Origin of the sequence: Pseudomonas fluorescens, assembly GCF_001648775.1 — a bacterium.
Taxonomy (GTDB): domain Bacteria; phylum Pseudomonadota; class Gammaproteobacteria; order Pseudomonadales; family Pseudomonadaceae; genus Aquipseudomonas; species Aquipseudomonas fluorescens_M.
The window spans coordinates 36,022-62,434 of sequence record NZ_LVEJ01000004.1 but is presented as its reverse complement, the minus strand read 5'-3'; the positions used below and the strand labels follow the sequence as shown (position 1 = coordinate 62,434).

Here is a 26,413-nt window from a genome sequence, read left to right as displayed (position 1 = left end):
GCCCGTCGTGAGCCTTGCGAGCAAGTCTCACCGCGGAATGTCCGCTGGACGCAGTCTTGCGTAGCTGCACCGGGTATCCGGAAAGGCTACGCAAGCAGCAGTCACAGGTGGCGCGGCACTCAAACGAGCGCAGCGCCGAATGCGCAGTACCTAACGAAGACGGTAAAAAGCATGAATCTTCACGAGTATCAGGGTAAGCAGCTGTTCGCTGAATACGGCCTGCCAGTTTCCACTGGTTACGCAGTAGACACCCCGGAAGCAGCAGCAGAAGCTTGCGACAAAATCGGCGGCAGTGAGTGGGTTGTCAAAGCCCAGGTCCACGCCGGTGGTCGCGGTAAAGCGGGCGGCGTAAAGCTGGTTCGCAGCAAAGAAGACGCCAAAGCCTTCGCACAGCAGTGGCTGGGCAAGCGTCTGGTGACTTACCAGACTGACGCCAATGGCCAGCCAGTCACCAAGATCCTGGTTGAATCGTGCACTGATATCGCTAAAGAGCTGTACCTGGGCGCTGTCGTTGACCGTTCGAGCCGTCGCATCGTGTTCATGGCTTCCACCGAAGGTGGCGTGGACATCGAGAAAATCGCTCACGACACTCCTGAAAAAATTCTCAAGGCCACTATCGATCCACTGGTTGGCGCTCAGCCATTCCAGGGTCGCGAGCTGGCATTCCAGCTGGGTCTGGAAGGCAAGCAGGTTGCTCAGTTCGCCAAGATCTTCGTAGGTCTGGCCAAGCTGTTCAAGGATCACGACCTGGCTCTGCTGGAAGTGAACCCGCTGGTGATCAAGGCTGACGGCGATCTGCACTGCCTGGACGCCAAGATCAACATCGACGCCAACGCCATGTACCGTCAGCCTAAGCTGAAGACTTTCCACGATCCGTCGCAAGACGATCCGCGCGAAGCGCACGCTGCCAAGTTCGAACTGAACTACGTGGCACTGGAAGGCAACATCGGCTGCATGGTCAACGGTGCTGGCCTGGCCATGGGCACCATGGACATCGTCAACCTGCATGGCGGCAAGCCAGCCAACTTCCTCGACGTAGGTGGTGGCGCTACCAAAGAACGCGTAACTGAAGCGTTCAAGATCATCCTGTCCGACACCAACGTCGCTGCAGTACTGGTCAACATCTTCGGCGGCATCGTTCGCTGCGACATGATTGCCGAAGGCATCATCGGCGCGGTGAAAGAAGTCGGCGTGAAAATCCCGGTTGTTGTTCGCCTTGAAGGCAACAACGCTGAGCTGGGCGCTAAAGTACTGGCAGAAAGCGGTTTGAACATCATCGCTGCTACCAGCCTGACCGACGCTGCTCAACAAGTTGTCAAAGCTGCGGAGGGCAAATAATGAGCGTCCTGATCAATAAAGACACCAAAGTTATCTGCCAGGGTATTACCGGTTCGCAAGGTAGTTTCCACACCCAGCAAGCCATCGAATACGGCACCAAAATGGTTGGTGGCGTTACTCCTGGCAAAGGCGGCACCGAGCACCTGGGTCTGCCAGTGTTCAACACCGTTAAAGACGCAGTAGAAGCCACTGGCGCTACCGCTTCCGTGATCTACGTTCCGGCTCCTTTCTGCAAAGATTCGATCCTGGAAGCGGCATTCGGCGGCATCAAGCTGATCGTTTGCATCACCGAAGGCATTCCTACCCTGGACATGCTGGACGCTAAAGTTAAGTGCGACGAGCTGGGTGTAGTCCTGATCGGCCCTAACTGCCCAGGCGTTATCACTCCGGGCGAGTGCAAGATCGGCATCATGCCAGGTCACATTCACTTGCCAGGCAAGGTCGGTATCGTTTCGCGTTCCGGCACCCTGACCTACGAAGCTGTCAAGCAGACTACTGACGCCGGTTTCGGTCAGTCGACTTGCGTCGGCATCGGTGGTGACCCGATCCCGGGTTCGAACTTCATCGACATCCTGAAGCTGTTCCAGGAAGACCCGAAGACCGAAGCGATCGTCATGATCGGCGAGATCGGCGGTTCGGCTGAAGAAGAAGCGGCTGCCTACATCAAGGCACACGTGACCAAGCCGGTTGTTTCCTACATCGCTGGTGTAACTGCTCCTCCGGGCAAGCGCATGGGCCATGCTGGCGCAATCATCTCTGGCGGCAAAGGCACTGCAGACGAGAAATTCGCTGCGCTGCAAGACGCAGGCGTTAAAACCGTGCGTTCGCTGGCAGACATCGGCAAGGCCCTGGCCGAGCTGACGGGTTGGGCTGTCAAGTAAGCCTCGCGCTTAGCTGACGCTTCACCAAACAAAGGCCACCTTCGGGTGGCCTTTGTCGTTTCTGGCATTCGCTTATTTATAGACTTGCCCCCAATTACATGCAAAAACGCGACACAGAAACGTCGCGTATCGGATAGTTCGCCCTCTAACAGTGCGTTTGCAAAGCAAATTCGTTAGGCTAGCAGCCATTTTTGCGTCTGCCGCCCACAAGGCATGCAACGCGCTTTAAGGGTCAGTCCCATACGGATCGACAGCATTTCCCTAATTACACAGGGCAATCCCCCTCTAAATTCCGATTCAGTAGTGTGGTATTACCTTAATGAAAGTTTTGAAAGGTCAGGACATCCTGGCACTTGGCTTTATGACATTTGCCCTGTTCGTTGGGGCTGGCAACATTATCTTCCCGCCTATCGTTGGCTTGCAGGCCGGACCTCACGTCTGGATGGCCGCGCTGGGCTTCCTGATCACCGCAGTCGGTTTGCCGGTGATCACTGTCGTTGCACTGGCCAAGGTCGGTGGGGCGATGGATGCGCTGAGCAGCCCGATCGGCAAGATCGCTGGCGGCATTCTCGCGGCTGCTTGCTACCTGGCAGTCGGCCCGTTGTTCGCCACCCCGCGTACCGCGACCGTATCCTTTGAAGTAGGCTTGGCGCCGCTGACCGGCGAAAGCCCGCTGGCGCTGTTCCTCTACAGCTCGGTGTACTTCCTGCTGGTGTTCTTCATCTCGCTCTACCCTGGGCGTTTGCTGGACACGGTTGGCCGTTTTCTCGCGCCGTTGAAGATCATCGCGCTGGCGGTGCTGGGTATCGCTGCATTCGCCTTGCCGGCGGGTGACATCGGCCACGGCACGCCAGAGTACGTCGCCGCGCCATTCTCCCAAGGCTTCATCAATGGTTACCTGACCATGGATACCCTGGGTGCACTGGTGTTCGGCATCGTCATCGTTAACGCGATCCGCTCCCGTGGCGTCGAGTCGCCGAAGCTGATCACCCGTTACGCGATCATCGCTGGCTTGATCGCCGGCGTCGGTCTGGCGCTGGTGTATATCAGCCTGTTCCGTCTCGGTTCCGGCAGCCACGAAGTGGCAGTGGGCGCGACCAATGGCGCGGCGGTACTGCACGCTTACGTACAGCATACCTTCGGTTCGCTGGGCAGCGGCTTCCTCGCCGTGCTGATCTCGCTGGCCTGCCTGGTAACGGCGGTGGGTCTGACTTGTGCCTGCGCCGAGTATTTCAGTCGTGTTCTGCCGCTGTCGTACAAGACGCTGGTGATCATCCTGGCGGCGTTCTCGCTGCTGGTGTCCAACCTGGGCCTGACCAAGCTGATCGCGTTCTCGATTCCGGTGCTGACAGCGATTTACCCGCCATGCATCGTGCTGGTGGCGCTGAGCTTCTGCAAAGACTTCTGGCATGAACATGGGCGCATCCTCGGCCCGGTGATGCTGGTGTCTTTCGTGTTCGGCAGCATCGACGCGCTGAAAGGCGCTGGTCTGGCTGACTGGATGCCGACACAGCTGTCGCACCTGCCGCTGAGCGAGCAGGGCCTGGCGTGGCTGGTGCCATGTGTGATGACCCTGGTGGTTGCAGTGGTTTGCGATCGCTTGCTGGGCAAACGCAGCGAAGCCGTTGCCTGACGTTGCCTGATCCGCCAAAAGCGGGTCTTCAACGCTTAAACAGAAATGCCCCGTATCAATCGATACGGGGCATTTTTTATGCGCGTCAGGCAGTGTCTTTTTCCTTACGCTAACGTCGAAGGGTTGCCGAAGTCCTAATGTGGGAGCGAGCCTGCTCGCGAAAGCGTTGTGTCAGCCGCCATCAATGTTGCGTGATACGCCGCTTTCGCGAGCAGGCTCGCTCCCACAGGTAGCATCCATACTCCACAAGGAATTGCATGTCGTTCATCCAAGCCAATCTGATCCACCTGCTCGCCGCCATCTGGTTTGTCATCTGCTGGGGCGGTTATACCCGTTATGCCTCCTGGAAGGGCCGCGATACCGCGTGCCTGGCCAGCGTGCTGCACCTGTACCGCGAAGACTGGATGCGCCGCATGCTGCTGCGTGATAACCGCATCGCCGACGCCAGTGTGATCGGCAACCTGGAGCGCAACGCTTCGTTCTTCGCCTCCAGCACGCTGATCATCCTTGCTGGCATTCTCACTGTGCTCGGCGCATCGGAGCGGGCGGTGTCGTTGCTGGCAGACATTCCGATGGTGCAACAAGCCTCGCAGGGCATGTCGGAGATCAAGCTGCTTTGCCTGGCGATGGTGTTCGTCTACGCGTTCTTCACTTTCAGTTGGTGCATGCGCCAGTACAACTTCGCGGCGGTGCTGGTCGGTTCGGCGCCGATGATCGGTGAGCGCCATGTCTCCGAACAGGAGCGCAAGGCGTTCGCTGCACGGGCGGCGCGGGTGATATCGATGGCGGCCAACCAGTTCAACTTCGGTTTGCGCTCCTATTACTTCGGCATGACCATGCTGGCGTGGTTCGTCAGCCCGTGGCTGTTCATGTTGATGAGCGCCGGCGTGGTATTGGTTCTGTATCGACGCGAGTTTCATTCCGACGTTCTCGATGTAATGGTCTATACCCCTACAGAGGCGCCGATCCCTGAGGCGAACAAAGAGGCTGCTTGATGAGTATTCCGTTCTGGTGTGTGTTTATCAGTGCATTGTTGATCTACATCGCGCGTATGCCGGTCGGCAAGGCGATGAAAGAGCAGGGTGGTTACAACAATCACCTGCCGCGCCAGCAACAGGCGCAACTGACCGGCTACGGCGCACGGGCGCTGGCAGCGCATCAGAACAGCATCGAAGCGTTCATATTATTTGCCGTGGGCGTGTTGATGGCGCACACCACCCAAACAGCAGGCTGGTTGATCGATACATTGGCGATCATTTTTGTGATCGCGCGGATCCTCTACTTATGGTTCTACCTGGCCGATTTGCCCAAGCTGCGCAGTCTGGTCTGGCTAGTTGGCTTAGTGTGTTCGCTGTTGCTGATGATTAGTCCGACTTTTAGAACTGTCTTGCTCTAATTCAGGCGTGACGCTAAATGACAGGCAAAAGAAAACCCGCACTTGGCGGGTTTTCTTTTTTCTGCAGCAAAAAGCGAATTATTGCTTCTTGGCAGCTTCTTCTTGCGCGGCGGCGTTCGATTCAGCCTGAGCTTTGGCAGCTTCGGCGTTTTCTTTCGCAGCGTCGTTCACTTTATCCTGAGCTTTGTTCATGTCTTGCTGAGCTTGTTCAGCATGTTGGTTGGCATCTTGAGCTTTGTCCTCGGATTTTTTATCGCAGGCAGCGAGACCGAGGGAAGCGGTCAACATCAAGGCAATAGCTAAAGTCTTACGCATGGGGTGTTTCTCCTTATGGAAAATAACTACTGGCCTTAAGAGCTTGGCGCTGAGGGTTAAGTTCCTCATTTCTTTCAGATATATAAGTTTGTTTTTAAGCGGAACTTTTGCTGTATTCCTTACTACTGGCAAAGGGCTCTAACGAGAGTAATTATCAAATGGCCGAAAACCCCGTTTTTGAGCGCGCGACGCGCTTTCTATCAGCGTTGCGCCACTGTCAGGTCCTTGGTTTAACGGTGCACAGCGCCTCCAGCGAAGGGCTCACCGTGATCCTTCCGTATAGCCAGAAAATCGTTGGTAACCCGCAGACCGGCGTCATCCACGGTGGTGCAATTACTTCGCTGATGGACACGGCCTGCGGGATGTCGACCCTGTGCGTTTTGCCGGAATTCGAAGTGTGTCCGACCCTCGATCTGCGCATCGACTACATGCACGCCGCCGAACCTGACAAAGACGTCTACGGCTTCGCTCAGTGCTACCGAGTGACCACGGACGTGATCTTCGCCCGCGGTTTTGCTTATCAGGATGATCCCGAGCAGCCGATCGCCCATGTGGTCGGTACGTTCATGCGCATGGGCAAAGGCCTTAAAGGCACCAAAGGTTTCGGCGGCGCAATCAAGGGAGAAGGGCAATGAGCGATGACCTCAAACAGCAATTGCTCAAGGCGCACGCGCAGGGCGATTACGCGCCGCTGCTGCAGTTGATCCCCTACGCCGGGCTGATTGGCATCGAGTGTTCGCGAGTCGGCGATGAACTGCTGTTCAAGCTGCCGGCGAACAAAGACAACATTGGTAACCCTTTATTGCCGGCGATTCATGGCGGAGTGATTGCCGGCTTCATGGAGCTGGCAGCGGCCCTGCATCTGTTGATCTTCACCGGTGCACCGGGGGTGCCGAAGATCATCGACTTCTCTCTCGATTACCTGCGCGCCGGGCAGTTCCGCGATACCTGGGCCAAGTGTCAGGTCTGCCGCCAGGGCCGGCGCGTCGCCAACGTCGCGATCACTGCCTGGCAAAGTACCGAAAGCGAACCGATTGCCACCGCGCGTGCGCACTTCAAAATCGATGAGCCCTTGAAATCCTGAACAGCGCCCCAAACTCACAAGACAACCCGCCGCCGACCATTTGGGTCGCGGCCACTGCCATCTGATTGGAGTTTGATGACCATGAGTGTGGAAACTCAAAAGGAAACCCTGGGCTTCCAGACCGAGGTAAAGCAGCTGCTGCACCTCATGATCCATTCGCTGTATTCCAACAAGGAAATTTTCCTTCGCGAATTGATCTCGAACGCCTCTGACGCTGTCGACAAGCTGCGCTTCGAAGCCCTGGCCAAGCCAGAGTTGCTCGAAGGTGGCGCTGACCTGAAAATCCGTGTGAGCTTCGACAAGGACGCCAAGACCGTCACCCTCGAAGACAACGGTATCGGCATGAACCGTGACGATGTGATCACCCACCTGGGGACCATCGCCAAATCCGGTACCGCCGATTTCATGAAGAATCTCTCGGGCGATCAGAAGAAAGATTCGCACCTGATCGGCCAGTTCGGTGTGGGCTTCTACTCCGCCTTCATCGTTGCTGACCAGGTTGACGTGTACTCCCGTCGCGCCGGCACCCCTGCCAGCGAAGGCGTGCATTGGTCTTCGAAAGGCGAGGGCGAGTTCGAAGTCGCCACCATCGACAAGCCAGAGCGCGGCACCCGTATCGTCCTGCACCTCAAGGCTGCAGAAGACGAGTTCGCTGATGGCTGGCGTCTGCGCAACATCATCAAGAAGTATTCCGACCACATCGCTTTGCCGATCGAGCTGCCGAAAGAAGCGGCTGCTGCCGAAGGCGAAGAGGCCCCGGCCGTTGAGTGGGAAACCGTCAACCGCGCCAGCGCCCTGTGGACCCGTCCGCGCACTGAGGTGAAGGACGAGGAATACCAGGAGTTCTACAAGCACATCGCCCACGACTTTGAAAACCCGCTGGCCTGGAGCCACAACAAAGTCGAAGGCAAGCTCGAATACAGCTCGCTGCTGTACGTGCCGGCCCGCGCGCCGTTCGACCTGTACCAGCGTGAAGCGCCGAAAGGCTTGAAGCTGTACGTGCAACGCGTGTTCGTCATGGATCAGGCCGAGTCGTTCCTGCCGCTGTACCTGCGCTTCATCAAAGGCGTGGTCGATTCCAACGACCTGTCGCTGAACGTGTCGCGTGAAATCCTGCAGAAAGACCCGATCATCGATTCGATGAAAACCGCGCTGACCAAGCGCGTGCTCGACATGCTGGAAAAACTGGCGAAAAACGAGCCTGAGCAATACAAAGGTTTCTGGAAGAACTTCGGTCAGGTCATGAAAGAAGGCCCGGCAGAAGACTTCGCCAACAAAGAGAAAATTGCCGGTCTGCTGCGTTTCGCATCGACCAATGGCGACGACGGCGAGCAGATCGTCGGTCTGGCCGACTACCTGGCACGCGCCAAGGAAGGTCAGGACAAGATCTACTACCTCACCGGCGAAACCTACGCGCAGGTCAAGAACAGCCCGCACCTGGAAGTCTTCCGCAAGAAAGGCATCGAAGTGCTGCTGCTGACCGACCGCATCGATGAGTGGCTGATGAGCTACCTCAGCGAATTCGACGGCAAGACGTTTGTCGACGTGGCACGCGGTGACCTCGATCTGGGCAATCTGGACTCGGAAGAGGACAAGAAAGCCGCAGAAGAAGTCGCCAAGTCCAAAGAAGGTCTGGTCGAACGTCTGAAAACCGCACTGGGCGATTCCGTGGCTGAAGTCCGCGTCTCCCATCGTCTGACCGATTCGCCGGCCATCCTGGCCATCGGGGAACAGGATCTGGGTCTGCAAATGCGTCAGATCCTCGAAGCCAGCGGGCAGAAAGTGCCGGACTCGAAGCCGATCTTCGAATTCAACCCGAGCCACCCGCTGATCGAGAAACTCGATGGCGAGCAGAGCGAAGAGCGTTTTGGCGACATGTCGCACATCCTCTTCGATCAGGCAGCTTTGGCTGCCGGCGACAGCTTGAAGGATCCGGCCGCCTATGTGCGCCGTCTGAACAAGCTGCTGGTTGAACTGTCGGTTTAACCAAGTTGCAGAAAAACCCGCTTCGGCGGGTTTTTTCATTCTGGTGTTTAACAAATCAGGAGTCAGAAATGAGCCAAGTCACTGTACGTTCCGTGGTCTATCAGATTGACGGCCAACCTTATGAAGGTCGTCTGGCGTTCGACGCCGAGCACAAGGGTGCACTTCCGGGTTTGTTGATGGCGCCGAACTGGATGGGCGTCAGTGCCGGTGCCGAAGAGATCGCCAAATCGGTGGCGGCCAAGGGTTACGTGGTGTTGATTGCTGACGTTTACGGTCAGGCTGTGCGTCCGCAGAACGCTGATCAGGCCGGCGCGGCGATGATGCCGCTGAAGAATGACCGCGCACTGCTGCGTACGCGTATGCAGGCGGCGTTCGAGCAGTTGCAGAAGCAGGGCGAAGCCGCAGTCGATACGTCGAAGCTGGCAGTGTTTGGGTTCTGTTTCGGCGGTTGCTGTGCGCTGGACCTGGCGCGTACTGGCGCGCCGGTGAAGGCGGCGGTGTCGTTCCACGGCACGCTGGATTCGCCGAACCCGGCCGATGCGCAGAACATCAAGGGCTCGGTGCTAGTGTTGCACGGTGCTTCCGATCCGTTGGTGCCGAAAGAGCAGTTGCCAGCGTTCGAAGACGAGATGAATGCGGCGAAGGTCGATTGGCAGTTGCTGAGCTATGGCGGTGCAGTGCACTCGTTTACTGATCCGCATGCCAATGTGCCGGGCAAAATGATGTACGACGAGAAAACCGCCAAGCGCGCGTTCAAGTCGATGCATGATTTGCTGGATGAAGTGTTTAAGAGCTGAAGCCTGAAAATCAAAAGCCTGAAGAGCCAAAAGCCCCTCACCCTAACCCTCTCCCAGAGGGAGAGGGGACCGATTGGGGGGTGCTTGAGGGTAACGCCGACCTGAAAGGGCTGTGCTGAATCCATAATCGCCAAGATTTTTCAGGTCGATGTATGACGCAAAACACCTCGGTCGGCCCCCTCTCCCTCCGGGAGAGGGCTGGGGTGAGGGTGCTGATGGTGGGCGCTCGACCAATGCGCGACCTGCCAGGGCATTACCGAATCCATAATCGATAAGGTCTTTCAGGTCGGCGTATGACGCAAGACACCTCGGTCGGCTCCCTCTCCCTCTGGGAGAGGGCTGGGGTGAGGGTCAAGGCTTAACGCGGCAATTCAATCCGCTCAACTTCCCCCGGCACCGTCGGCCAATCCCCGGCCGCCCACTTGCGCCGCGCCTCATCGATCGCCGCCGGATCGCTCGCGACAAAATTCCAGTTGATCCGCCGAGGCCCGTCCAGCGCTGCGCCACCGAACACCACCGCGTGCACATCACTTTCGGCAAACAGACTCATCTCTTCGCCAGCCGGCAACACCACCAGCGCGTGCGGCTCAATCGCTTCGCCATTCAACTGTGCGTCCCCACTCAACACATACACCGCCCGCTCTTCATGCTCGGTCGGAATCAGCAGGGTGGTCGCCGTTTGCATCTTCACTTCGGCATACAACGTAGGAGAAAGCACCGGCACCGGCGATTCCAGGCAAAAGCCTGATCCGGCGATCATGCGGATCTGTACGCCGAGGTTATCGCTGACCGGCAACGTCGCCGCCGGGTGATGGCTGTAGTGCCCCGGGCCTTGCTCATGATCCTTGGGCGAGGCCAGCCAGATCTGCAAGCCGTGCATCGTGAAGCTCTTGTCCCACAGCGGCTCCGGTGTGCGTTCAACGTGCGCAATCGCGCTGCCAGCGGTCATCCAGCTGACATCGCCGGCACTGACCACCTGATCGGAGCCCAGGCTGTCCTTGTGCTGGAGCTGGCCTTCAAACAGATACGTCAACGTCGACAGACCGATGTGCGGGTGCTGTCGGATATTCATGCCCTTGCCCGTCGGATAAACCGTCTCGAGCATGTGGTCGAAAAACACGAAAGGCCCAACGCTGCGGCATTTGGCTGATGGCAACGGGCGCAGAATCGGCTGGCCTTCGACGTCTTCGGCGCGCGGGCGGATGATCAGAGGTTGCGTGTCCATGGGGCATTCCAGGCTGAGCGGGTGATGCCAGAAGCATAACCCGCCGCTGGCGTGAGGAGGATTACTGGCTGTCGAAGCCTTGCGGGGCGTGGGTTTCGATGGTGACTTCGCTGGTGGTCATCAGCTTGTGAATCGGGCAGCGATCGGCGACACGCAGCAATTCCTCGCGCTGGGCGTCGGTCAGTACGCCTTTGAGGGTGAGGGTGACGTGCAGGACGTATTTGCCTTTCTGCTCTTCGCTGTTGTCACGTTTGACGTCGACACCGACGCCGGTCAACGGGATGTCTTTCTTCTTCGCGTACATCTTCAAAGTCAGCGCTTTACAGGCGCCAAGGGCGGCATCGAAGTAGTCGTGCGGCTCAGGTGCCGAGCCTTCGCCGCCAGCAGACTTCGGTACGTCGGCAAACAATTCGTGGTCATCGATCTGTACAGTGTGACGAAAACCTTCGGCAGAGACGGTATTGACGGTAACAGTCATGGGAACCTCACAGGCAGTAGGAAAAGTCGTTCGATCAAACAAGACCTTGCAGTTATAGAGCATTCCCACCGGTACGCGTTCCACTTTCCTGCGGGATGAACCCTTGTCGTCAGGGCGGGGTCTAGGCTATGCCTACTTGCCGGAGATTACTTGTGTCCCTGTATCGTTTGAGTCTTGCCTGCCTTCTGCTGCTTGCCGGCAACGCCAGCGCCCGCGAATACACCTACAGCGATGCGCACCTGCATTACGTGGATTTTTTCCAGGAAAGCGCAGGCATGGCGAAACTGCTGACGGCGATGAAGGACGGTTCCGTCGAGCATGTGATGATTTCTGGCATTCCGGTGGCGAAAAAGTGGCACGAGGACGAACCCAAGCGTCCGCGTTATTACGCCGGGGATGACGCCGATGCCTATTGGTACAGCGCAACCGACGTGATTGTCGCCGACGCCGTGCAAAAGCTGAGCGCCGAGCAGCGGCCGTACTTTCATCCCTTCCTCTCGGGCTTCAACCCCAACGACAAAAACTCCGCTGCGCATATCCAGCGCATGCTCGACTTGTATCCGGGGCTGTGGCAGGGCATTGGCGAGGTGTTCACTCGGCATGATGACCTCACGGCGCTGACGTCTGGCGATACGCCGCGCGCCAATAACGAGGCCATGACCAAGATCTATCACTTGGCCGCCGAGAACGATCTGCCGGTAATGCTGCATTCCAACATCACCTCCAAGCGTGAGAAAAACCCGCTGTACCTGAAGGAAGTCGAAGAGCCGCTGCGTAATCATCCGCACACGCGATTCATCTGGGCTCACGCCGGGACCAGCGCTGAAATCCATCGCCATCAAACACAGCTGGAGTTCCTGCTGCCAACCCTGACCCGCATGCTGGAAGCCTATCCGAATCTGTTTATTGACCTGTCATGGAGCACGCTCACACCGTATCTGCTGGATGAGCAGGGCAAGCCGCGCCCGGAATGGCTGGCGTTGGTCGAGAAATACCCCGAACGCTTCATGCTCGGCTCCGACGTGGTAGGACGTTTCAACAAACTCGGTGAGGAGATGCACAGCTTCAAGCCGTTCCTTGATGCGCTGCCCGGAGGTGTTGCTAAAAAAGTCGCTAGAGATAACTTCCTGGCGATCTTGCCGCGAACGGAGCTCAAGTCCGGGAAAACCACGCTGAATCGTTAATGCCGACGGTTCGGAGTATTAAGGCCTTTTGATATCACATTTTGGTCTTACGCAAATTTTCACCGGGCCGATACCTTCTTAAGCAACCAGCTGCAGGGTTGATGCAGCGCTTTTGGAAGGAACCAGAGCAATGAGTATCCGTAGTCTCAATATTGCCCCGCGCGCCGGCCTGGGTTTTGGTCTGTTGGCCTTGATGGTGTTCGCGCTCGGGGCGTTCGCTTTGCTGCAAATGTCGAACATGCGCGCGCAGTCCGACGAGGTCGATAACAATTGGCTGCCAAGCGTCATGGCGGTCGGTGAGATGAGTCAGGACATGCTGCGCCTGCGCGCGCTGACCATGCGCCTGTTGCTCAATCGCGATCCGCAGGCGCTGGAGCAGAATGTCGCCAAGCTCAATGATCTGCGCGGTGTGCTGAGTGAAGCCCAGCAGCGTTATGACGTGCTGATCGTGCTGCCCGAAGAGCGCAAGCTGTTTGATCGCTTCAAGGTCGCCGAACACAAATATCTGGAGTTCCAGGCGCAGGTCATGCAGTTGTCGGCGCAGAATCGCGTGGAGGAAGCAGCGGCGATTCTCAACGGCGAAATGAGCCCGTTGGCCGATGAAATTGCGGTCATCCTGCGCGAGTTGGTCGAGCTGAATAAACACAATGCCAACCTTGCCACCGAGGCTGCGCGCTTGGTGTTTATCAACTCACGGGTGTGGGTCGGGGTGATGATCGGCGTGACTGCGCTGATAACCATCGGCTTGGCCCTGCTGCTGACCCGCAGCATCGTGCTGCCGCTGGCGCAATCGTTGGGCGTGGCCGAGGTGGTTGCCGGTGGTGACCTGACCGGTGATATCAACATCAGCGGCAACGACGAGCCGGCGCGGCTGCTGCATGCACTCAAGAGCATGCAGCACAACCTGCGCGACACGATTCGGCAAATCTCCGAGTCCTCCAGTCAATTGGCCTCGGCGTCGGAAGAATTGAGTTGCGTCACGGAAGACGCCACCCGCGGTTTGCATCAGCAGAGCCTGGAAATCGAACAGGCGGCCACGGCGGTCAACCAGATGACCGCGGCGGTGGAGGAGGTGGCCAGCAATGCGGTGGCGACTTCTGAAGCTTCGCGTGAATCCGATCGCATCGCCCAGCACGGTCGAGAACAAGTGCAGCAGACCGTTTCCTCGATTGAGTTCCTCGCCGAAGACGTGACCAACAATGCCTCGCAGGTCGAAGATCTGGCGCAGAAGGTTCATGGCATCAGCAAAGTGCTGGATGTGATTCGTTCGATCGCCGAGCAGACCAACCTGCTGGCGCTGAACGCGGCGATTGAGGCCGCGCGGGCCGGTGATGCCGGGCGCGGGTTTGCCGTGGTGGCGGACGAGGTACGGGCGCTGGCGCATCGCACGCAGCAGTCGACGCAAGAGATCGAGCAGATGATTGGCGGCATTCAGCAGGGCACTGATTCGGCGGTCAGTTCGATGCAGCAGAGTAATGTGCGGGCGCGTTCGACACTGGAGTTGGCCAAGGCTGCCGGGACTGCACTTGAGGAGATCGCCTCGGCATTCACGCTGATCAACGAGCGTAATCTGGTGATCGCCAGTGCCTCGGAAGAGCAGGCAGCGGTGGCGCGCGAGGTGGATCGCAATCTGATGAATATTCGGGATCTGGCAATGCAGACCTCGGCAGGGGCGAATCAGACGAGTGCGGCGAGTCAGGAGTTGTCTCGGTTGGCGGTGGATTTGAACAGTATGGTGGCGAAGTTTTCGGTTTGAGGTTCGCCTTCAAAAGCCCCTCACCCTAGCCCTCTCCCAGAGGGAGAGGGGACCGACCGTGTGAATTAAAGAGTTACGCCGACCTGAACATTCTTTGGTGAATCCATAATCGACTCGGTCTTTCAGGTCGATGTAGCTGGTCAGACATCTCGGTCGGCCCCCTCTCCCTCGGGAGAGGGCTGGGGTGAGGGGCGAGCCAGGCACAATCTCCAATCCGGCAGACGAAAAAAAGCCCCGCATTTCGCAGGGCTTTTTGCTGTGGCGGCGGATCAGCTGCCTTTAACGGTTTTGCCGTTGACCGTGCCGTCCTGGAGCATGATGTTGTACTCCTTGCCGTCGGTTTCAACCTGTTGCAGGCGGACCAGCAGGTAATCCCAATCCTTGGCGAACCAAAGGACGGTGGTGCGCTTGCTTTGTGTCGGGTCGCGCACGCGCTCGACCTTGATTGCATCGATCTTGCCAGCCTTGGTCTCGACTTTTTCCGAACCCAGCACGCGGAAGTCGTAAGTATCGACTTCGCCGTCATCGACCACTTGATAGCTCATGGTCTTCTTGCCGGCAGCAACGTCATGCTGCAGCGCCAGTTGATAGGTGGACTTGTCGACCATGCCACGGTTCAGCGGGATTTTCACCGCGTCGCCACGGTCAGTGCCGGTGACCATTTTGCTGTTCCAGTCGAAATCCAGATCAGCCTTTTTCGCTTTGCCCAGGCCGCCACGTTCAAAGTGGTAGGACTGCGGCAGCAGGGTGTCCTTGTCCAGGGTCAGGGTGCTTTCTTCACTCAGGCTGGCGATCATCATCGAGGCCTTGAAGCTGAGTTTCCAGACACCGTTGGCTTCCTTGACCAGGCTGCGTTCGGCGGTGCCGCTCATGGGCAGCTGTTTCCAGTCGGCGGTGTAGCTGGCGGAGAACGGTTGAAGGTCCGCAGCCTGCGCGAAAGGCAGGGCGAGCAGAGCGCAAGCGAAGAGCAGGGCGCGACGCATAAAATCTCCTAGTTTCGAATCAAGTGGCCGCTGGCCGCGAGTAACTGCCCGTCCAGTAAAGCACCGTGTTCACCGAGTGCCAGCCTGCCTTCGGCAAACCAGCGTACCGCCATCGGGTAGATCAGGTGTTCCTGAACGTGAACTCGCTGCGCCAGACTCTGCGGCGTGTCGTGCAACTCTACCGGTAATACTGCCTGTACGACCAGTGGTCCGCCATCGAGTTCCTCGGTGACGAAGTGCACGGAGCAGCCGTGCTCGGTGTCGCCGGCCTCCAGCGCACGCTGATGAGTGTGTAACCCTTTGTATTTGGGCAGCAGCGAGGGGTGGATATTGAGCAGGCGACCCTGGTAGTGGCGAACGAAGTCAGCGCTGAGAATGCGCATGAAACCGGCCAGCACCACGAGTTTGGGTTGGAATTCGTCGATCAGTTCGATCAGAGCAGCATCGAAGGCCTCGCGACCTTCGAATGCCTTGTGATCCAGCGAGCGGGTGGCGATACCCGCGTCACTGGCGCGTTGCAGGCCGTAGGCGTCGGCGCGATTGGAAATCACTGCAGCGATGCGGACCGGGCTGTCGCCGGTCCGCGTGCTGTCGATCAGAGCCTGCAAGTTACTGCCGGTGCCGGACAACAGCACCACGACATCACAGGTTGCGGACATTAATGAGCCTTAAGGTTCTGCAGATCAACCTGAGCAGCGCCTTCGGCAGCGGCAGCGATCTGACCGATGACCCAAGGCTGTTCGCCGGCGTCACGCAGGGTTTTCAGGGCTACTTCAACGTGCTCTTGAGCCACGCAGATGACCATGCCGACGCCGCAGTTCAGTACGCGGTGCATCTCGGTTTCGTCAACGTTGCCTTTTTCCTGCAGCCAGTCGAATACGGCCGGGCGCGTCCAGCTAGCCACGTCAACCACCGCTTGAGCGCCTTTTGGCAGCACGCGCGGGATGTTGTCGAGCAGACCGCCACCGGTGATGTGGGCCATGGCTTTGACAGCGCCGGTGTCTTTGATCAGCTTGAGCAGCGGCTTCACGTAGATGCGGGTCGGGGCCATCAGCAGATCGGTCAGCGGTTTGCCGTCGAGCTGGATGTTTTCGATGTCGGCACCGGACACTTCGATGATCTTGCGGATCAGCGAGTAGCCGTTCGAGTGCGGGCCGGACGATGGCAGCGCGATCAGCGCGTCACCGGTGGCGACTTTCGAGCCGTCGATGATTTCAGCCTTTTCCACGACGCCGACGCAGAAGCCGGCCAGGTCGTAGTCTTCGCCTTCGTACATGCCTGGCATTTCAGCGGTTTCGCCGCCCACCAGCGAGCAACCCGACAGTTCGCAGCCAGCACCGATGCCGGTCACGACCTGAGTCGCGGTCTCGACATTCAGTTTGCCGGTGGCGTAGTAGTCGAGGAAGAACAGTGGCTCGGCGCCGCACACGACGAGGTCGTTCACGCACATCGCAACCAGGTCGATGCCGATGCTGTCGTGCTTGTTCAGGTTCAGTGCCAGACGCAGCTTGGTGCCGACGCCGTCGGTGCCGGAAACCAGTACTGGCTGCTTGTAGCCGGCCGGGATTTCGCAGAGGGCGCCGAAACCGCCCAGGCCGCCCATGACTTCCGGGCGCGCAGTGCGCTTGGCGACGCTCTTGATGCGTTCGACCAATGCTTCACCGGCGTCGATGTCTACACCGGCGTCCTTGTAGCTCAGGGAGGGTTGCTTGCTCATGATCCAGGCCTTTAGGGGAGGGGATTCAGGGGTAACGACCGAGTTCAGCGGGAACTTCGAAATCGAGAGGGCGATGGCCTCACGCGAGTTTCGAGGTGCCCGGCTGTTGCCGGTCTGCGAAGGCGCGCGATTTTATCAGGCTTGAGGGGCAGCGGCCATCCTCGCACCGACGGGCAGGGCCATATCAGCGGAAATTTTTTGCAATTGAGGCGTATGAACGCCTGTATAAGGTGGGGCCATTAACCGTCTATCGTTATCACTGTGCAAAAACTTATCGCCGCCGGGTGAATGTTTGGTGCTGGCAGATTGTCACAGCCTTGCTCAACCGGTTCACGCGGCCTGTTCCAGCCGCTCCTGTCGACGGGAATTTTCCATGCGTTTTTGTAAATTGTTGTTTGTGGGTTGTTTGTCGCTGATCAGCCTGGCGAGTCACGCCGAAAATCTCAAAGGCCTTTATCAGGTGCGCGAGCCGGTCAACGGCCAGTCGCCGCAAGAGCGTGATCGCGCCACGCAGGCGGCGCTCGATACACTGGTATTGCGTCTGACCGGCGATCCAAAAGCTCCACAGAACCCGGGGCTGGCGACGATTCGCAAGGATCCGCAGCAAATTATCAGTCAGTTCGGTTTCGATGCCGGGCCGCCGGAGGTGCTCAAGGTCGATTTCGATCCGACGACCACCGAGCAGGCGCTGCGGCGTGCCGGGTTGTCGTTGTGGGGGGGCAGTCGACCGTCGATTCTGAGCTGGTGGCTGAACGATTCGACTGAAGGGTCGAGTCTGGTCGGCGATGGTCAGGCTGCTGCCGCGCCGTTGCGTACGGCCGCGCAACATCGCGGATTGCCGTTGCGTTTGCCGCTGGCAGACCTGAGTGAACAGTTGGTTGCCACCGCGCCGGCGCTTGAGGGCACGGATCCGGCGCCACTGCGCGGTGCTTCCGAACGCTATAACGCTGACGCCTTGCTGGCGGTGCATGCCCGTGAAGAAGGCGGACAGTGGCAAGCCAAATGGCACCTGTGGCTGGGCGATCAAAAAGAGGCGGGCAGCGTGCAGGGCGCCGATCAGGCCGCCGTGGCTGACGCGGTGATGCTGGCGGTGGCTGAGCGTCTGGCGCCACGTTTTGTTGCCAAACCCGGTGCTTCGGGTCAACAGACCCTGGAAGTGCAGGGCATGAATCTTGAGCATTACGCAGCACTGTTGCGGTTACTCGAACCGTTTGGCGTGCGTCTGCAAAGTGTTGATGGCGATCGCATCGTCTATCGGGTCAACGGCAGTGCCGATCAGATGCGTGCGCAGTTGTCGCTGGCCAAGTTGCAGGAACTGCCGGCCGAGGCTGCGGCCCCGGTGGCCGCGCCGCAGCCTGCAGTGGCGGGGGCAGCACCTGTTGCAGCGCCGGCAGCACCGGCGTTGCGGTTTCGCTGGTAAGTCTTTCCTTATATAGAAACAACAGGAGTGGTACATGGCCGATACGCGGCGTTGGTTCTGGCTCGGTGGGGTGGTCCTGCTTTGCGCATTTGTCTGGTTGCTGCACCCGATCCTCACGCCGTTTCTGGTGGCGCTGCTGCTGGCGTATCTGTTTGATCCGCTGGTGGATCGTCTGGAGCGCCTGGGTCTGTCGCGAACGTGGGGTGTGATCGCGGTGTTTGCCCTGTTCACCCTGATCGTCACCGCACTGTTGCTGGTGTTGGTGCCGATGCTCGCCAAGCAACTGCTGCGCTTGTACGAGCTGGCGCCGCAGATGCTCGACTGGTTGCAGCACACGGCGCTGCCGTGGGCGCAGGCGAAGCTGGGGCTTTCGGACGGCTTCTGGAAGTTCGACAAGGTCAAAGCAGCGATCAGTGAACACATGGGGCAGACCACCGACATCGTCAGTGTGGTGTTGAGTCAGGCCACGGCGTCGAGCCTGGCGCTGATCGGCTGGTTGGCCAATCTGGTGCTGATCCCGGTGGTGAGTTTCTACTTGCTGCGTGACTGGGACGTGATGATGGCCAAGATTCGCAGCCTGCTGCCGCGTGATCGGGAAGAGACCATCGTATCGCTGGCCGGTGAATGTCATGAGGTACTGGGCGCGTTTGTTCGCGGTCAGTTGCTGGTGATGGTGGCACTGGGCGTGATTTATGCGGCCGGCCTGATGATTGTCGGTCTGGAACTGGGCCTGTTGATCGGCCTGATCGCTGGTCTGGCAGCGATCGTGCCCTATATGGGCTTCGTGATCGGCATTGGCGCGGCGCTGATCGCTGGCCTGTTCCAGTTTGGTGGCGATCTGTATCCGATGGTCGGGATCGTCGCGGTGTTCATGGTCGGTCAGGCGCTGGAAGGTATGGTACTGACGCCGTTGCTGGTGGGTGATCGCATCGGCCTGCACCCGGTGGCGGTGATCTTCGCCATTCTGGCGGGTGGCGAGTTGTTCGGTTTTACCGGGGTGTTGCTGGCGTTGCCGGTGGCCGCGGTGATCATGGTGCTGGTGCGCCATGTCCATGACTTGTACAAGGATTCCGATATTTATAGTGGTGTGGACGATCCGCAGTTGTAACCGCGGCGGACAGCCCGGCGGGAGCCGGGTTGGCCCGTGTCTTGCGGGCGTTGCTGGCAGAAGACCGTCAGAGAAACTGTCATAAAACCAGTGTGTTAACGCAAACCTTTGATTTTGCTTGGACTCTGTCGCATTGTGCGCTCAGCTTCACGGGTATAAACTTCGCAAACTTTACACAGAGGCCACTAACGGTTCCTTGAGAACTGTTCAGTCAGCATGAAACCGATTCAGCTGCCCCTAGGTGTGCGTCTGCGTGACGACGCCACCTTCATCAACTACTACCCAGGCGCCAATGCCGCTGCACTCGGCTATGTCGAGCGTCTATGCGAAGCCGACGCCGGCTGGACAGAAAGCCTGATCTACCTGTGGGGTAAACACGGCGTAGGGCGTACGCATCTGTTGCAGGCCGCGTGCTTGCGTTTCGAGCAGATGGGCGAACCGGCAGTCTATTTGCCGCTGGCCGAGTTGATGGATCGCGGTGTCGAGATCCTCGACAACCTGGAGCAGTACGAACTGGTATGCCTGGATGATCTTCAGGTAATCGCTGGCAAGGCTGACTGGGAAGAGGCGATGTTTCATCTGTTCAACCGTCTGCGTGACAGCGGTCGGCGTTTGCTGATCGCCGCATCCACTTCTCCGCGTGAACTGCCGGTCAAACTGGCCGACTTGAAATCTCGCCTGACCATGGCGCTGATTTTCCAGATGCGTCCGCTTTCCGATGAAGACAAATTGCGTGCCCTGCAATTGCGCGCATCGCGTCGCGGTCTGCACCTGACCGATGAAGTCGGGCATTTTATTTTGACTCGCGGTACCCGCAGCATGAGCGCGCTGTTCGACCTTCTCGAGCAGCTCGATCAGGCCTCTTTGCAGGCGCAACGCAAGCTGACCATTCCCTTCCTCAAAGAAACTCTCGGCTGGTAGCCATCCCTTTGGTTCTGCGGCTTTCAGCGGGTTTTGGCATATTTCAGGCGCCAGAAAATCCGCTTTCCTGCACGGTGTGCAGGCTGCGTATCGGTTCAAATGGGCTTAAGCGCTTAGATGTAAACGAGAAACCGAGAAGTCACAAAAAGATCGATTGAATTTGCAAATGAGGCTGATAGCGGGCATAGTCTCGGCTTCTTTACAACTATCAGCCACGGTCGTGCCCATGCTAAAGCGCTTCGCACCCCTCGTGCCTCTCGCACTCGTCACCCTGTTGTTCGGTTGCGCTGCTCATTCTCCAGTTCAAGAGCAGTCTCAACAGGTTAAAAATTCTGCCACGGCTCAGTCTTCCGTTATTTACCAGGAAGAGCTGGACACCGAAAAAGAACTCAACGAATTCAATGGCAAGAAGCCTTATCAGCTTCCTGTTCTGGCCGACAGCATCCTCGAACGCGGCATGTCCCTGATCGGTACCCGTTACCGTTTCGGTGGTACCTCTGAAGCCGGTTTCGATTGCAGCGGTTTCATCGGTTACCTGTTCCGCGAAGAAGCCGGCATGAACCTGCCACGTTCCACTCGCGAAATGATCAACGTCGATGCACCGCTGGTCTCGCGCAGCAACCTTGAGCCGGGCGATCTGCTGTTCTTCGCCACCAACGGTCGTCGCGGTCGTGTCAGTCACGCCGGGATCTACCTGGGTGACAACCAGTTCATCCACTCCAGCAGTCGTCGCAGCGGCGGTGTTCGCATCGACAGCCTGGGTGACAGCTACTGGAGCAAGACCTTCATCGAAGCGAAACGCGCTCTGGCCAACGCTCCGACGGTCGTCACCGCTCGCAAGTAATCCCTCCATTGTCGCTGCGTTCGTGGCGACAATCAGGCTCCCGGCAACGGAGTAGACCTAGACTTTACAAGGTGAAGTTAAAGTCTTACTTGAAGTTTGCCGCGTAGCCGCTAGAATCCTGAATCTATATTGATGGCAAACCGCCTGCGTGCTCCGCAGGCGGTTTTGTTTTCTGTCCATCCGGCAGAGAAAGCCGCAGCCAGATCAGGATGTTCTGCTTATGACGATGTCGGCCCGCCTCGCATTGATGTTCTTCGCAGCGCTGCTCAGCGCCTGCGCCAGTCGCACGCCGCCACCTGCGCCGGTGGTTCGCGCGCCGGTCGTGTTCGGCCCCTCGCAAGCTTTTTCACCTGCCGCTGAAGACGTGTTGTTTCGCGCGCTCGGCCTGGTGGGCACGCCCTATCGCTGGGGCGGCAACACGCCGGACTCGGGTTTTGATTGCAGCGGCCTGATCGGTTTTGTCTACCGCGATGCAGCGGGCATCTCATTGCCGCGTTCGACGCGCGAGATGATCGTCATGCAGGCACCGAATGTCGGGAAGGAAGGCTTGCAGACCGGCGACCTGATCTTCTTCGCCACCAATGGCGGCTCGCAGGTCAGTCACGCGGGGATTTACGTTGGCGAAGGGCGCTTTGTGCACGCGCCGGCCACGGGCGGCACGGTCAAGCTCGACAGCCTGTCGAAGGCGTATTGGCAGAAGGCTTACCTGAGTGCCAAGCGGGTGCTGCAGCCGGAGCATCTGGCGCATAACCCGTAGTAAAGACAACGCAAAACCCATGTGGGAGCGAGCTTGCTCGCGAAGGCGGTGTGTCATTCAATTCAATATTGACTGAACCGACGCTTTCGCGAGCAAGTCGAATCGTCGCACCGTCGCTCCCACATTTGTTATGTGTCAGGCGGCAAGTTATTTGGCAGAAGACACTCGCCACACTTTGTTGCCAACATCATCCGCTACCAGCAAACCACCTTGCTGATCGATCACCACGCCCACCGGGCGGCCTAGCGCATTCTCGTCCTTGTCGAGGAACCCGGTCAGCACATCCACCGGTGTGCCACTCGGCTTGCCGCCGGTAAACGGGACGAAAATCACTTTGTAGCCACTGTGCGGCTTGCGGTTCCACGAGCCGTGCTGGCCGATGAAGGCACCTTCCTTGAACTGCGCCGGCAACGTGTTTCCCTCGGCAAAACTCAGGCCCAGCGAGGCGGTGTGTGGCCCGACCGCGTAATCCGGGGCGATGGCCTTGGCCACCAGTTCCGGGTTTTGCGGCGAAACGCGGACATCAATGTGCTGACCGTAGTAGCTGAACGGCCAGCCATAGAACGCGCCGTCCTTGACCGACGTGATGTAGTCCGGCACCAGGTCGCTACCAATCTCGTCGCGTTCGTTGACCGCCGTCCACAGCGCACCACTGCTTGGCTCCCACGCCAGGCCATTGGGGTTGCGGATGCCTGAGGCGAAGATCCGATGATTGCCGGTCGCCCGATCCACTTCCCAGATCGCGGCGCGACCTTCCTCTTTATCCAGACCATTTTCGCCGACGTTGCTGTTCGAGCCCACGGTGACGTACAACTTGCTGCCGTCCTTGCTGGCGATGACGTTTTTGGTCCAGTGGTGATTCAGCGTCCCACCGGGCAAATCGACAACCTTGATTGGCTGTGACTTGATTTCGGTGGCGCCCGGTTCGTAGTTAAAGCGCAGCAGGCGATCGGTGTCGGCCACATACAGATCATTGCCGACCAGGGTCATGCCGAATGGCGAGTTGAGGTTCTGCAGAAACACTGTGCGCGTCTCGGCCACGCCATCGTGATCGGCGTCACGCAGCAGGGTGATGCGATTCGGGCTCGGCACGCCAGCACCGGCCTTGCCCATGACCTTCTTCATCACCCAGCCTCGGATTCCGCTGCTGTCATCAGGCTTCGGCGGGGCATTGGTCTCCGCTACCAGCACATCGCCGTTGGGCAGCACGTAAAGCCAGCGCGGATGGTCGAGGCCTTCGGCGAATGCCGCGACCTGGGTGCCGGCTGCGGCGGTCGGTTTAGCGCCTTCGGGCCAGCCGATCGCCGGGGCGATGTTCACCGTCGGGATCAGGGTTTTGTTCGGTTCGGGCAGCTTCGGCGACGGGCCGGTGCCGTCGGAGACTTGCAGGCTGGAGGATTCACCGCAGGCGGCAAGCCCTCCAGCGACGGCGATGACGAAAACGAGTTGAGGCGTGCGCATTGCTGATCTTCCCTATGAATGCATTCCTAATCATAGAGGAGGGCGCAAGCCCGATGGTTCAACTGCTCAGCCGCGGGCTTCCTTGAACAGCACGGCGATGCCCGGGTGATAGTTGCCGGCCTCGCTGCGCAATTTGCGGTAGGCATAGGGGAAATACCAGGCGACGGCGCAGGTGTGTTCCTTTTGCAGGTCGTCGACCATGTCCTGCAGCTCTTCGGGGCTGGCACTGTGCTGGGCTTTTTGCGGTGCGACGAACAGGCAGCCGAGCTTGAGGTCGCTGGCATAGCTGATGCGTTTGGCATCATTGGTGATGTCCAGCAGGGCCTGGGTCAAGTTGAGGTTATTAACCCGTGGCCAGCGCTGCGTGGCTTGAATGAATGCGCGATCTTCGGCGCCGGCGAGGAACAGGTCGGCGCGGGCATTACGCTCACCTTCTTCATTCTGTTTGCGCGTGGCAGTGTCGTTCAACGTGACCAGCTCGGCCATCCAGGCCGCCGCCGAGAGCACTCCGAGATTGGCTTTCTCGTCATGCCAGTACGGTGTGTCGCTGTCGCCGCGTACGGCGTTGTAGCGGTCGATACAGTCAAACCAGCGTTCAAGCACCGGGCGCAGGAATTCCAGGCGCGGGTTGCTGATGATCATGCCTTGCATCGTCATCATCCTTTATTGTTGTGGTGGGCTTTTCGGGAAAAGCATGGCTCTTTGATATCATTTGTATCAGTGTGGCACAAGATTGGCGTCAGATAATTGATCGGCGGCAGTTATTCGCCCGATGACCCCCTCTTTAATTGACGCTCCACCCCCAACCCTCTAACCTTCGCGGCTTGTTTCAGGTGCTCTGTGACCCCCGTCGACAGAGTGAAACAGGGAAGCCGGTGAGGGTTGTCTTCGCTCGAAGAGCCACCACGATCCCGGCGCTGCCCCCGCAACGGTAAATGAGTAAAAGCTGCGCCTTGAGCCACTGCCTCGAAAGAAGCGGGAAGGCGCGCAGTCAGGCATACGCCGCTCATGAGCCCGGAGACCGGCCTGATCCATCCAGCGGCATCACGGTGGGCGATGCCAGGCTTTTTGCCGTCTATTCTTGTGCCTGCCCGCCGTTATCCAGCCTCAACGGAGAGCTCCCCCATGACTGATTCCCCCGAGCGCGACGAACGCCATCTGGCGCGTATGCAGCGCAAAAAAGCCGTGATCGACGAACGCATCGCCAACTCGCCCGACGAGTGCGGCCTGGTGCTGGTGCTGACCGGCAACGGCAAAGGCAAAAGCAGCTCGGCGTTCGGCATGCTCGCCCGTGCCATGGGCCACGGCATGCAGTGCGGCGTGGTGCAATTCATCAAGGGCCGCAACAGCACCGGCGAAGAGTTGTTTTTCCGCCGCTTTCCCGAGCAAGTGCGTTTCCACGTGATGGGCGAAGGTTTTACCTGGGAAACCCAGGATCGTCAGCGCGACATCGCCGCCGCCGAAGCCGCGTGGGCGGTCTCCCGCGAGCTGTTGCGTGATCCGTCGATCGGTCTGGTGGTGCTCGACGAATTGAACATCGCCCTCAAGCACGGCTACCTCGATCTCGATCAAGTGCTCAGCGATTTGCAGGCGCGTCCGCCGATGCAGCACGTGATCGTCACCGGTCGTGCAGCCAAGCCGGAAATGATCGAAATGGGCGACACCGTGACTGAAATGGGCATGCTCAAACACGCCTTCCAGGCGGGCATCAAAGCGCAGAAAGGCGTCGAACTTTGAATCAACCACGTCACTGCCCGGCGGTGCTCATCGCCGCGCCGGCCTCCGGTCAGGGCAAGACCACCGTCACCGCCGCACTCGCTCGTTTGCATCGCAATCAGGGGCGCAAGGTCCGCGTGTTCAAATGCGGCCCGGACTTTCTTGATCCGATGATTCTCGAGCGTGCCAGCGGTGCGCCGGTGTATCAGCTCGATATGTGGATGGTCGGCGAGCAGGAAAGTCGTCGTCTGTTGTGGGAAGCCGCCGCCGAGGCGGATCTGATTTTGATCGAAGGCGTGATGGGCCTGTTTGACGGCACGCCGTCCAGCGCTGATCTGGCGCGGCATTTTGGTGTGCCGGTGCTCGGTGTCATCGACGGCACAGCCATGGCGCAAACCTTTGGTGCGTTGGCGCTCGGTTTGGCCAAATATCAGCCGGATCTGCCGTTTGCCGGCGTGCTGGCCAATCGTGTCGGCACGTTGCGCCATGCGCAGTTGCTCGAAGGCAGCCTCACCGAAGGCCTGCGCTGGTACGGCGCATTGTCCCGCGAGACTGGCATCGAGCTGCCGAGTCGCCATCTCGGCCTGGTGCAGGCCAGCGAATTGAATGACCTCGATGTGCGTCTCGATGCGGCCGCCGAAGCGCTCGCCAGCAGTTGCGAGGTAGCGCTGCCACCGGCCGTGGAATTCGCCGCACCGGACGCCATCGCGGTAGAGCCGCTGCTGAAGAATGTACGAATCGCCGTCGCCCGTGATGAAGCGTTTGCCTTCACCTACGGCGCGAGTCTGGATCTGCTGCGCGCAATGGGCGCCGAGCTGAGCTTCTTCTCGCCGATCCGCGACACGCTATTACCTGAGGCGGACAGTCTGTATCTGCCCGGTGGTTACCCGGAATTGCACCACGTTGCGCTGTCGCAGAACACCGAGATGCTGGAGGCGATCCGTGCGCATCATGCGGCGGGGAAACCGTTGCTCGCTGAGTGTGGCGGGATGCTGTATCTGCTCGACTCTTTGACTGACGTTGAGGGCTCTCGCGCTGAGTTGGTTGGGCTGCTTAAGGGCGACGCGGTGATGCAGAAGCGTCTGGCGGCATTGGCGTTGCAAGCGGTGGATCTGCCGGAAGGGTCGTTGCGCGGGCACACGTATCACCATTCCCTGACCACCACAGAACTGACGCCGATTGCCCGAGGGTTGAGTCCGAATGGCGGGCGCGGCGCTGAGGCGGTTTATCGTGAGGGGCGGATGACGGCTTCTTATGTCCACTTTTACTTTCCGTCGAATCCGACTGCGATTGCCGCATTGTTTGCGCCAGACCGTGAGGCCGCCTTCGCGAGCAAGCTCGCTCCCACAGGGGATCGCGTTTCTTGAGCAAGCACCCCGTCCAATGTGGGAGCGAGCTTGCTCGCGAAGAGGC

The 26,413-nt window shown here is 58.9% G+C and carries 26 protein-coding genes and 1 riboswitch; of the genes, 18 read left to right on the top strand and 8 right to left on the bottom strand.

Features of this window, described 5'->3' with window-relative positions; genetic code table 11:
• The first annotated feature begins 171 nt into the window (after positions 1-171).
• The 5 genes from sucC (at position 172) to A8O26_RS07000 (ending at position 5,248) form a co-directional block, all read left to right on the top strand.
• Positions 172-1,338 (top strand): ADP-forming succinate--CoA ligase subunit beta, encoded by a 1,167-nt coding sequence (sucC, locus tag A8O26_RS07020; RefSeq protein ID WP_007919879.1) that lies wholly within the window; start codon positions 172-174, stop codon positions 1,336-1,338.
• Positions 1,338-2,219 (top strand): succinate--CoA ligase subunit alpha, encoded by an 882-nt coding sequence (sucD, locus tag A8O26_RS07015; RefSeq protein ID WP_008082972.1) that lies wholly within the window; start codon positions 1,338-1,340, stop codon positions 2,217-2,219. The genes sucC and sucD overlap by 1 nt, the downstream gene beginning before the upstream one ends.
• A gap of 319 nt (positions 2,220-2,538) precedes the next feature.
• Positions 2,539-3,852 (top strand): branched-chain amino acid transport system II carrier protein, encoded by a 1,314-nt coding sequence (brnQ, locus tag A8O26_RS07010; RefSeq protein WP_064117360.1) that lies wholly within the window; start codon positions 2,539-2,541, stop codon positions 3,850-3,852.
• Between the two features lie 257 nt (positions 3,853-4,109).
• The gene (locus A8O26_RS07005; protein WP_064117359.1) at positions 4,110-4,847 is read left to right on the top strand and encodes a DUF599 domain-containing protein; all 738 of its coding nucleotides are present in this window, start codon (positions 4,110-4,112) and stop codon (positions 4,845-4,847) included.
• Positions 4,847-5,248 carry an MAPEG family protein gene (locus A8O26_RS07000; RefSeq protein ID WP_064117358.1) on the top strand — a complete coding sequence of 134 codons (402 nt, stop codon included), beginning with the start codon at positions 4,847-4,849 and terminating at the stop codon, positions 5,246-5,248. The genes A8O26_RS07005 and A8O26_RS07000 overlap by 1 nt, the downstream gene beginning before the upstream one ends.
• A gap of 78 nt (positions 5,249-5,326) precedes the next feature.
• Here A8O26_RS07000 and A8O26_RS06995 read toward each other — a convergent pair whose 3' ends face one another.
• Positions 5,327-5,563, bottom strand: a complete 237-nt coding sequence (locus tag A8O26_RS06995) for a hypothetical protein (protein ID WP_007959016.1) — start codon at positions 5,561-5,563, stop codon at positions 5,327-5,329.
• A gap of 158 nt (positions 5,564-5,721) precedes the next feature.
• Between A8O26_RS06995 and A8O26_RS06990 the strand changes: the two genes are divergently transcribed.
• The 4 genes from A8O26_RS06990 to A8O26_RS06975 all read left to right on the top strand — a co-directional run bounded on the left by A8O26_RS06990 (position 5,722) and on the right by A8O26_RS06975 (position 9,430).
• Positions 5,722-6,198, top strand: coding sequence for a PaaI family thioesterase (locus A8O26_RS06990; RefSeq protein WP_064117357.1), 477 nt, complete (start codon positions 5,722-5,724; stop codon positions 6,196-6,198).
• Complete coding sequence (locus A8O26_RS06985; RefSeq protein ID WP_007919863.1) at positions 6,195-6,647, top strand: PaaI family thioesterase; 453 nt, start codon at positions 6,195-6,197, stop codon at positions 6,645-6,647. The genes A8O26_RS06990 and A8O26_RS06985 overlap by 4 nt, the downstream gene beginning before the upstream one ends.
• Positions 6,648-6,728: 81 nt before the next feature.
• Positions 6,729-8,633 (top strand): molecular chaperone HtpG, encoded by a 1,905-nt coding sequence (htpG, locus tag A8O26_RS06980; protein WP_064117395.1) that lies wholly within the window; start codon positions 6,729-6,731, stop codon positions 8,631-8,633.
• Between the two features lie 68 nt (positions 8,634-8,701).
• Entirely contained in the window at positions 8,702-9,430 is a 729-nt protein-coding gene (locus A8O26_RS06975; RefSeq protein ID WP_064117356.1) for a dienelactone hydrolase family protein, read from the top strand.
• Positions 9,431-9,788: 358 nt separating this feature from the next.
• Here the strand turns inward: A8O26_RS06975 and A8O26_RS06970 are convergent, their stop codons facing one another.
• Both A8O26_RS06970 and A8O26_RS06965 read right to left on the bottom strand, forming a co-directional pair.
• Complete coding sequence (locus A8O26_RS06970; protein WP_064117355.1) at positions 9,789-10,655, bottom strand: pirin family protein; 867 nt, start codon at positions 10,653-10,655, stop codon at positions 9,789-9,791.
• Between the two features lie 61 nt (positions 10,656-10,716).
• On the bottom strand, positions 10,717-11,133 hold the full coding sequence (locus tag A8O26_RS06965; protein WP_008082948.1) for an OsmC family protein: 417 nt from the start codon (positions 11,131-11,133) through the stop codon (positions 10,717-10,719).
• 128 nt (positions 11,134-11,261) lie between these two features.
• Here A8O26_RS06965 and A8O26_RS06960 point away from each other — a divergent pair, with 128 nt between their 5' ends.
• Together A8O26_RS06960 and A8O26_RS06955 are read left to right on the top strand one after the other, a co-directional pair.
• Complete coding sequence (locus A8O26_RS06960; RefSeq protein WP_064117354.1) at positions 11,262-12,317, top strand: amidohydrolase family protein; 1,056 nt, start codon at positions 11,262-11,264, stop codon at positions 12,315-12,317.
• A gap of 130 nt (positions 12,318-12,447) precedes the next feature.
• Positions 12,448-14,073, top strand: coding sequence for a methyl-accepting chemotaxis protein (locus tag A8O26_RS06955; RefSeq protein ID WP_064117353.1), 1,626 nt, complete (start codon positions 12,448-12,450; stop codon positions 14,071-14,073).
• A gap of 269 nt (positions 14,074-14,342) precedes the next feature.
• On the opposite strand, the gene A8O26_RS06950 is transcribed toward A8O26_RS06955, so the two are convergent.
• The 3 genes from A8O26_RS06950 to purM are packed head-to-tail and all read right to left on the bottom strand — an operon-like array spanning position 14,343 to position 16,773.
• Positions 14,343-15,056, bottom strand: coding sequence for a DUF3108 domain-containing protein (locus tag A8O26_RS06950; RefSeq protein ID WP_064117352.1), 714 nt, complete (start codon positions 15,054-15,056; stop codon positions 14,343-14,345).
• Between the two features lie 8 nt (positions 15,057-15,064).
• Complete coding sequence (gene purN, locus A8O26_RS06945; RefSeq protein WP_007919841.1) at positions 15,065-15,715, bottom strand: phosphoribosylglycinamide formyltransferase; 651 nt, start codon at positions 15,713-15,715, stop codon at positions 15,065-15,067.
• On the bottom strand, positions 15,715-16,773 hold the full coding sequence (purM, locus tag A8O26_RS06940) for a phosphoribosylformylglycinamidine cyclo-ligase (protein ID WP_064117351.1): 1,059 nt from the start codon (positions 16,771-16,773) through the stop codon (positions 15,715-15,717). The genes purN and purM overlap by 1 nt, the downstream gene beginning before the upstream one ends.
• A gap of 373 nt (positions 16,774-17,146) precedes the next feature.
• On the opposite strand from purM, the gene A8O26_RS06935 reads away from it, so the two are divergent.
• The 5 genes from A8O26_RS06935 to A8O26_RS06915 all read left to right on the top strand — a co-directional run bounded on the left by A8O26_RS06935 (position 17,147) and on the right by A8O26_RS06915 (position 21,823).
• Complete coding sequence (locus A8O26_RS06935) at positions 17,147-18,193, top strand: DUF2066 domain-containing protein (RefSeq protein ID WP_064117350.1); 1,047 nt, start codon at positions 17,147-17,149, stop codon at positions 18,191-18,193.
• 34 nt (positions 18,194-18,227) lie between these two features.
• Positions 18,228-19,301 (top strand): AI-2E family transporter, encoded by a 1,074-nt coding sequence (locus tag A8O26_RS06930; protein ID WP_038363975.1) that lies wholly within the window; start codon positions 18,228-18,230, stop codon positions 19,299-19,301.
• A 216-nt stretch (positions 19,302-19,517) separates the two neighbouring features.
• A complete protein-coding gene (gene hda, locus A8O26_RS06925; RefSeq protein WP_008082931.1) occupies positions 19,518-20,222 on the top strand; it encodes a DnaA regulatory inactivator Hda in 705 nt (234 codons plus the stop codon).
• A 226-nt stretch (positions 20,223-20,448) separates the two neighbouring features.
• The gene (locus A8O26_RS06920; protein WP_064117349.1) at positions 20,449-21,066 is read left to right on the top strand and encodes a C40 family peptidase; all 618 of its coding nucleotides are present in this window, start codon (positions 20,449-20,451) and stop codon (positions 21,064-21,066) included.
• Between the two features lie 220 nt (positions 21,067-21,286).
• The gene (locus A8O26_RS06915; protein WP_064117348.1) at positions 21,287-21,823 is read left to right on the top strand and encodes a C40 family peptidase; all 537 of its coding nucleotides are present in this window, start codon (positions 21,287-21,289) and stop codon (positions 21,821-21,823) included.
• A 147-nt stretch (positions 21,824-21,970) separates the two neighbouring features.
• On the opposite strand, the gene A8O26_RS06910 is transcribed toward A8O26_RS06915, so the two are convergent.
• Both A8O26_RS06910 and A8O26_RS06905 read right to left on the bottom strand, forming a co-directional pair.
• Positions 21,971-23,284: a PQQ-dependent sugar dehydrogenase gene (locus tag A8O26_RS06910; RefSeq protein WP_064117347.1), complete on the bottom strand. Its 1,314-nt coding sequence runs from the start codon at positions 23,282-23,284 to the stop codon at positions 21,971-21,973.
• Between the two features lie 66 nt (positions 23,285-23,350).
• On the bottom strand, positions 23,351-23,935 hold the full coding sequence (locus A8O26_RS06905) for a hypothetical protein (protein WP_064117346.1): 585 nt from the start codon (positions 23,933-23,935) through the stop codon (positions 23,351-23,353).
• A gap of 163 nt (positions 23,936-24,098) precedes the next feature.
• A riboswitch (cobalamin riboswitch) is annotated at positions 24,099-24,328 on the top strand.
• Between the two features lie 81 nt (positions 24,329-24,409).
• Between A8O26_RS06905 and cobO the strand changes: the two genes are divergently transcribed.
• On the top strand, positions 24,410-25,021 hold the full coding sequence (gene cobO / locus A8O26_RS06900; protein ID WP_003223053.1) for a cob(I)yrinic acid a,c-diamide adenosyltransferase: 612 nt from the start codon (positions 24,410-24,412) through the stop codon (positions 25,019-25,021).
• Positions 25,018-26,367, top strand: a complete 1,350-nt coding sequence (locus A8O26_RS06895; protein WP_064117345.1) for a cobyrinate a,c-diamide synthase — start codon at positions 25,018-25,020, stop codon at positions 26,365-26,367. The genes cobO and A8O26_RS06895 overlap by 4 nt, the downstream gene beginning before the upstream one ends.
• Positions 26,368-26,413: the final 46 nt, after the last annotated feature.

What these genes read in the sequence shown, in the direction of transcription:
- purM (WP_064117351.1), bottom strand. Translation starts at nt 16,773, where the DNA reads ATGAGCAAGCAACCCTCCCTGAGCTACAAGGACGCCGGTGTAGACATC.
- A8O26_RS07000 (WP_064117358.1), top strand. Translation starts at nt 4,847, where the DNA reads ATGAGTATTCCGTTCTGGTGTGTGTTTATCAGTGCATTGTTGATCTAC.
- purN (WP_007919841.1), bottom strand. Translation starts at nt 15,715, where the DNA reads ATGTCCGCAACCTGTGATGTCGTGGTGCTGTTGTCCGGCACCGGCAGT.
- htpG (WP_064117395.1), top strand. Translation starts at nt 6,729, where the DNA reads ATGAGTGTGGAAACTCAAAAGGAAACCCTGGGCTTCCAGACCGAGGTA.
- A8O26_RS06955 (WP_064117353.1), top strand. Translation starts at nt 12,448, where the DNA reads ATGAGTATCCGTAGTCTCAATATTGCCCCGCGCGCCGGCCTGGGTTTT.
- A8O26_RS06965 (WP_008082948.1), bottom strand. Translation starts at nt 11,133, where the DNA reads ATGACTGTTACCGTCAATACCGTCTCTGCCGAAGGTTTTCGTCACACT.
- brnQ (WP_064117360.1), top strand. Translation starts at nt 2,539, where the DNA reads ATGAAAGTTTTGAAAGGTCAGGACATCCTGGCACTTGGCTTTATGACA.
- A8O26_RS06950 (WP_064117352.1), bottom strand. Translation starts at nt 15,056, where the DNA reads ATGCGTCGCGCCCTGCTCTTCGCTTGCGCTCTGCTCGCCCTGCCTTTC.
- A8O26_RS06915 (WP_064117348.1), top strand. Translation starts at nt 21,287, where the DNA reads ATGACGATGTCGGCCCGCCTCGCATTGATGTTCTTCGCAGCGCTGCTC.
- A8O26_RS06975 (WP_064117356.1), top strand. Translation starts at nt 8,702, where the DNA reads ATGAGCCAAGTCACTGTACGTTCCGTGGTCTATCAGATTGACGGCCAA.
- A8O26_RS06985 (WP_007919863.1), top strand. Translation starts at nt 6,195, where the DNA reads ATGAGCGATGACCTCAAACAGCAATTGCTCAAGGCGCACGCGCAGGGC.
- A8O26_RS06960 (WP_064117354.1), top strand. Translation starts at nt 11,262, where the DNA reads ATGCCTACTTGCCGGAGATTACTTGTGTCCCTGTATCGTTTGAGTCTT.
- A8O26_RS06935 (WP_064117350.1), top strand. Translation starts at nt 17,147, where the DNA reads ATGCGTTTTTGTAAATTGTTGTTTGTGGGTTGTTTGTCGCTGATCAGC.
- sucD (WP_008082972.1), top strand. Translation starts at nt 1,338, where the DNA reads ATGAGCGTCCTGATCAATAAAGACACCAAAGTTATCTGCCAGGGTATT.
- hda (WP_008082931.1), top strand. Translation starts at nt 19,518, where the DNA reads ATGAAACCGATTCAGCTGCCCCTAGGTGTGCGTCTGCGTGACGACGCC.
- cobO (WP_003223053.1), top strand. Translation starts at nt 24,410, where the DNA reads ATGACTGATTCCCCCGAGCGCGACGAACGCCATCTGGCGCGTATGCAG.
- A8O26_RS06970 (WP_064117355.1), bottom strand. Translation starts at nt 10,655, where the DNA reads ATGGACACGCAACCTCTGATCATCCGCCCGCGCGCCGAAGACGTCGAA.
- A8O26_RS06910 (WP_064117347.1), bottom strand. Translation starts at nt 23,284, where the DNA reads ATGCGCACGCCTCAACTCGTTTTCGTCATCGCCGTCGCTGGAGGGCTT.
- sucC (WP_007919879.1), top strand. Translation starts at nt 172, where the DNA reads ATGAATCTTCACGAGTATCAGGGTAAGCAGCTGTTCGCTGAATACGGC.
- A8O26_RS06990 (WP_064117357.1), top strand. Translation starts at nt 5,722, where the DNA reads ATGGCCGAAAACCCCGTTTTTGAGCGCGCGACGCGCTTTCTATCAGCG.
- A8O26_RS06995 (WP_007959016.1), bottom strand. Translation starts at nt 5,563, where the DNA reads ATGCGTAAGACTTTAGCTATTGCCTTGATGTTGACCGCTTCCCTCGGT.
- A8O26_RS06930 (WP_038363975.1), top strand. Translation starts at nt 18,228, where the DNA reads ATGGCCGATACGCGGCGTTGGTTCTGGCTCGGTGGGGTGGTCCTGCTT.
- A8O26_RS07005 (WP_064117359.1), top strand. Translation starts at nt 4,110, where the DNA reads ATGTCGTTCATCCAAGCCAATCTGATCCACCTGCTCGCCGCCATCTGG.
- A8O26_RS06920 (WP_064117349.1), top strand. Translation starts at nt 20,449, where the DNA reads ATGCTAAAGCGCTTCGCACCCCTCGTGCCTCTCGCACTCGTCACCCTG.
- A8O26_RS06905 (WP_064117346.1), bottom strand. Translation starts at nt 23,935, where the DNA reads ATGCAAGGCATGATCATCAGCAACCCGCGCCTGGAATTCCTGCGCCCG.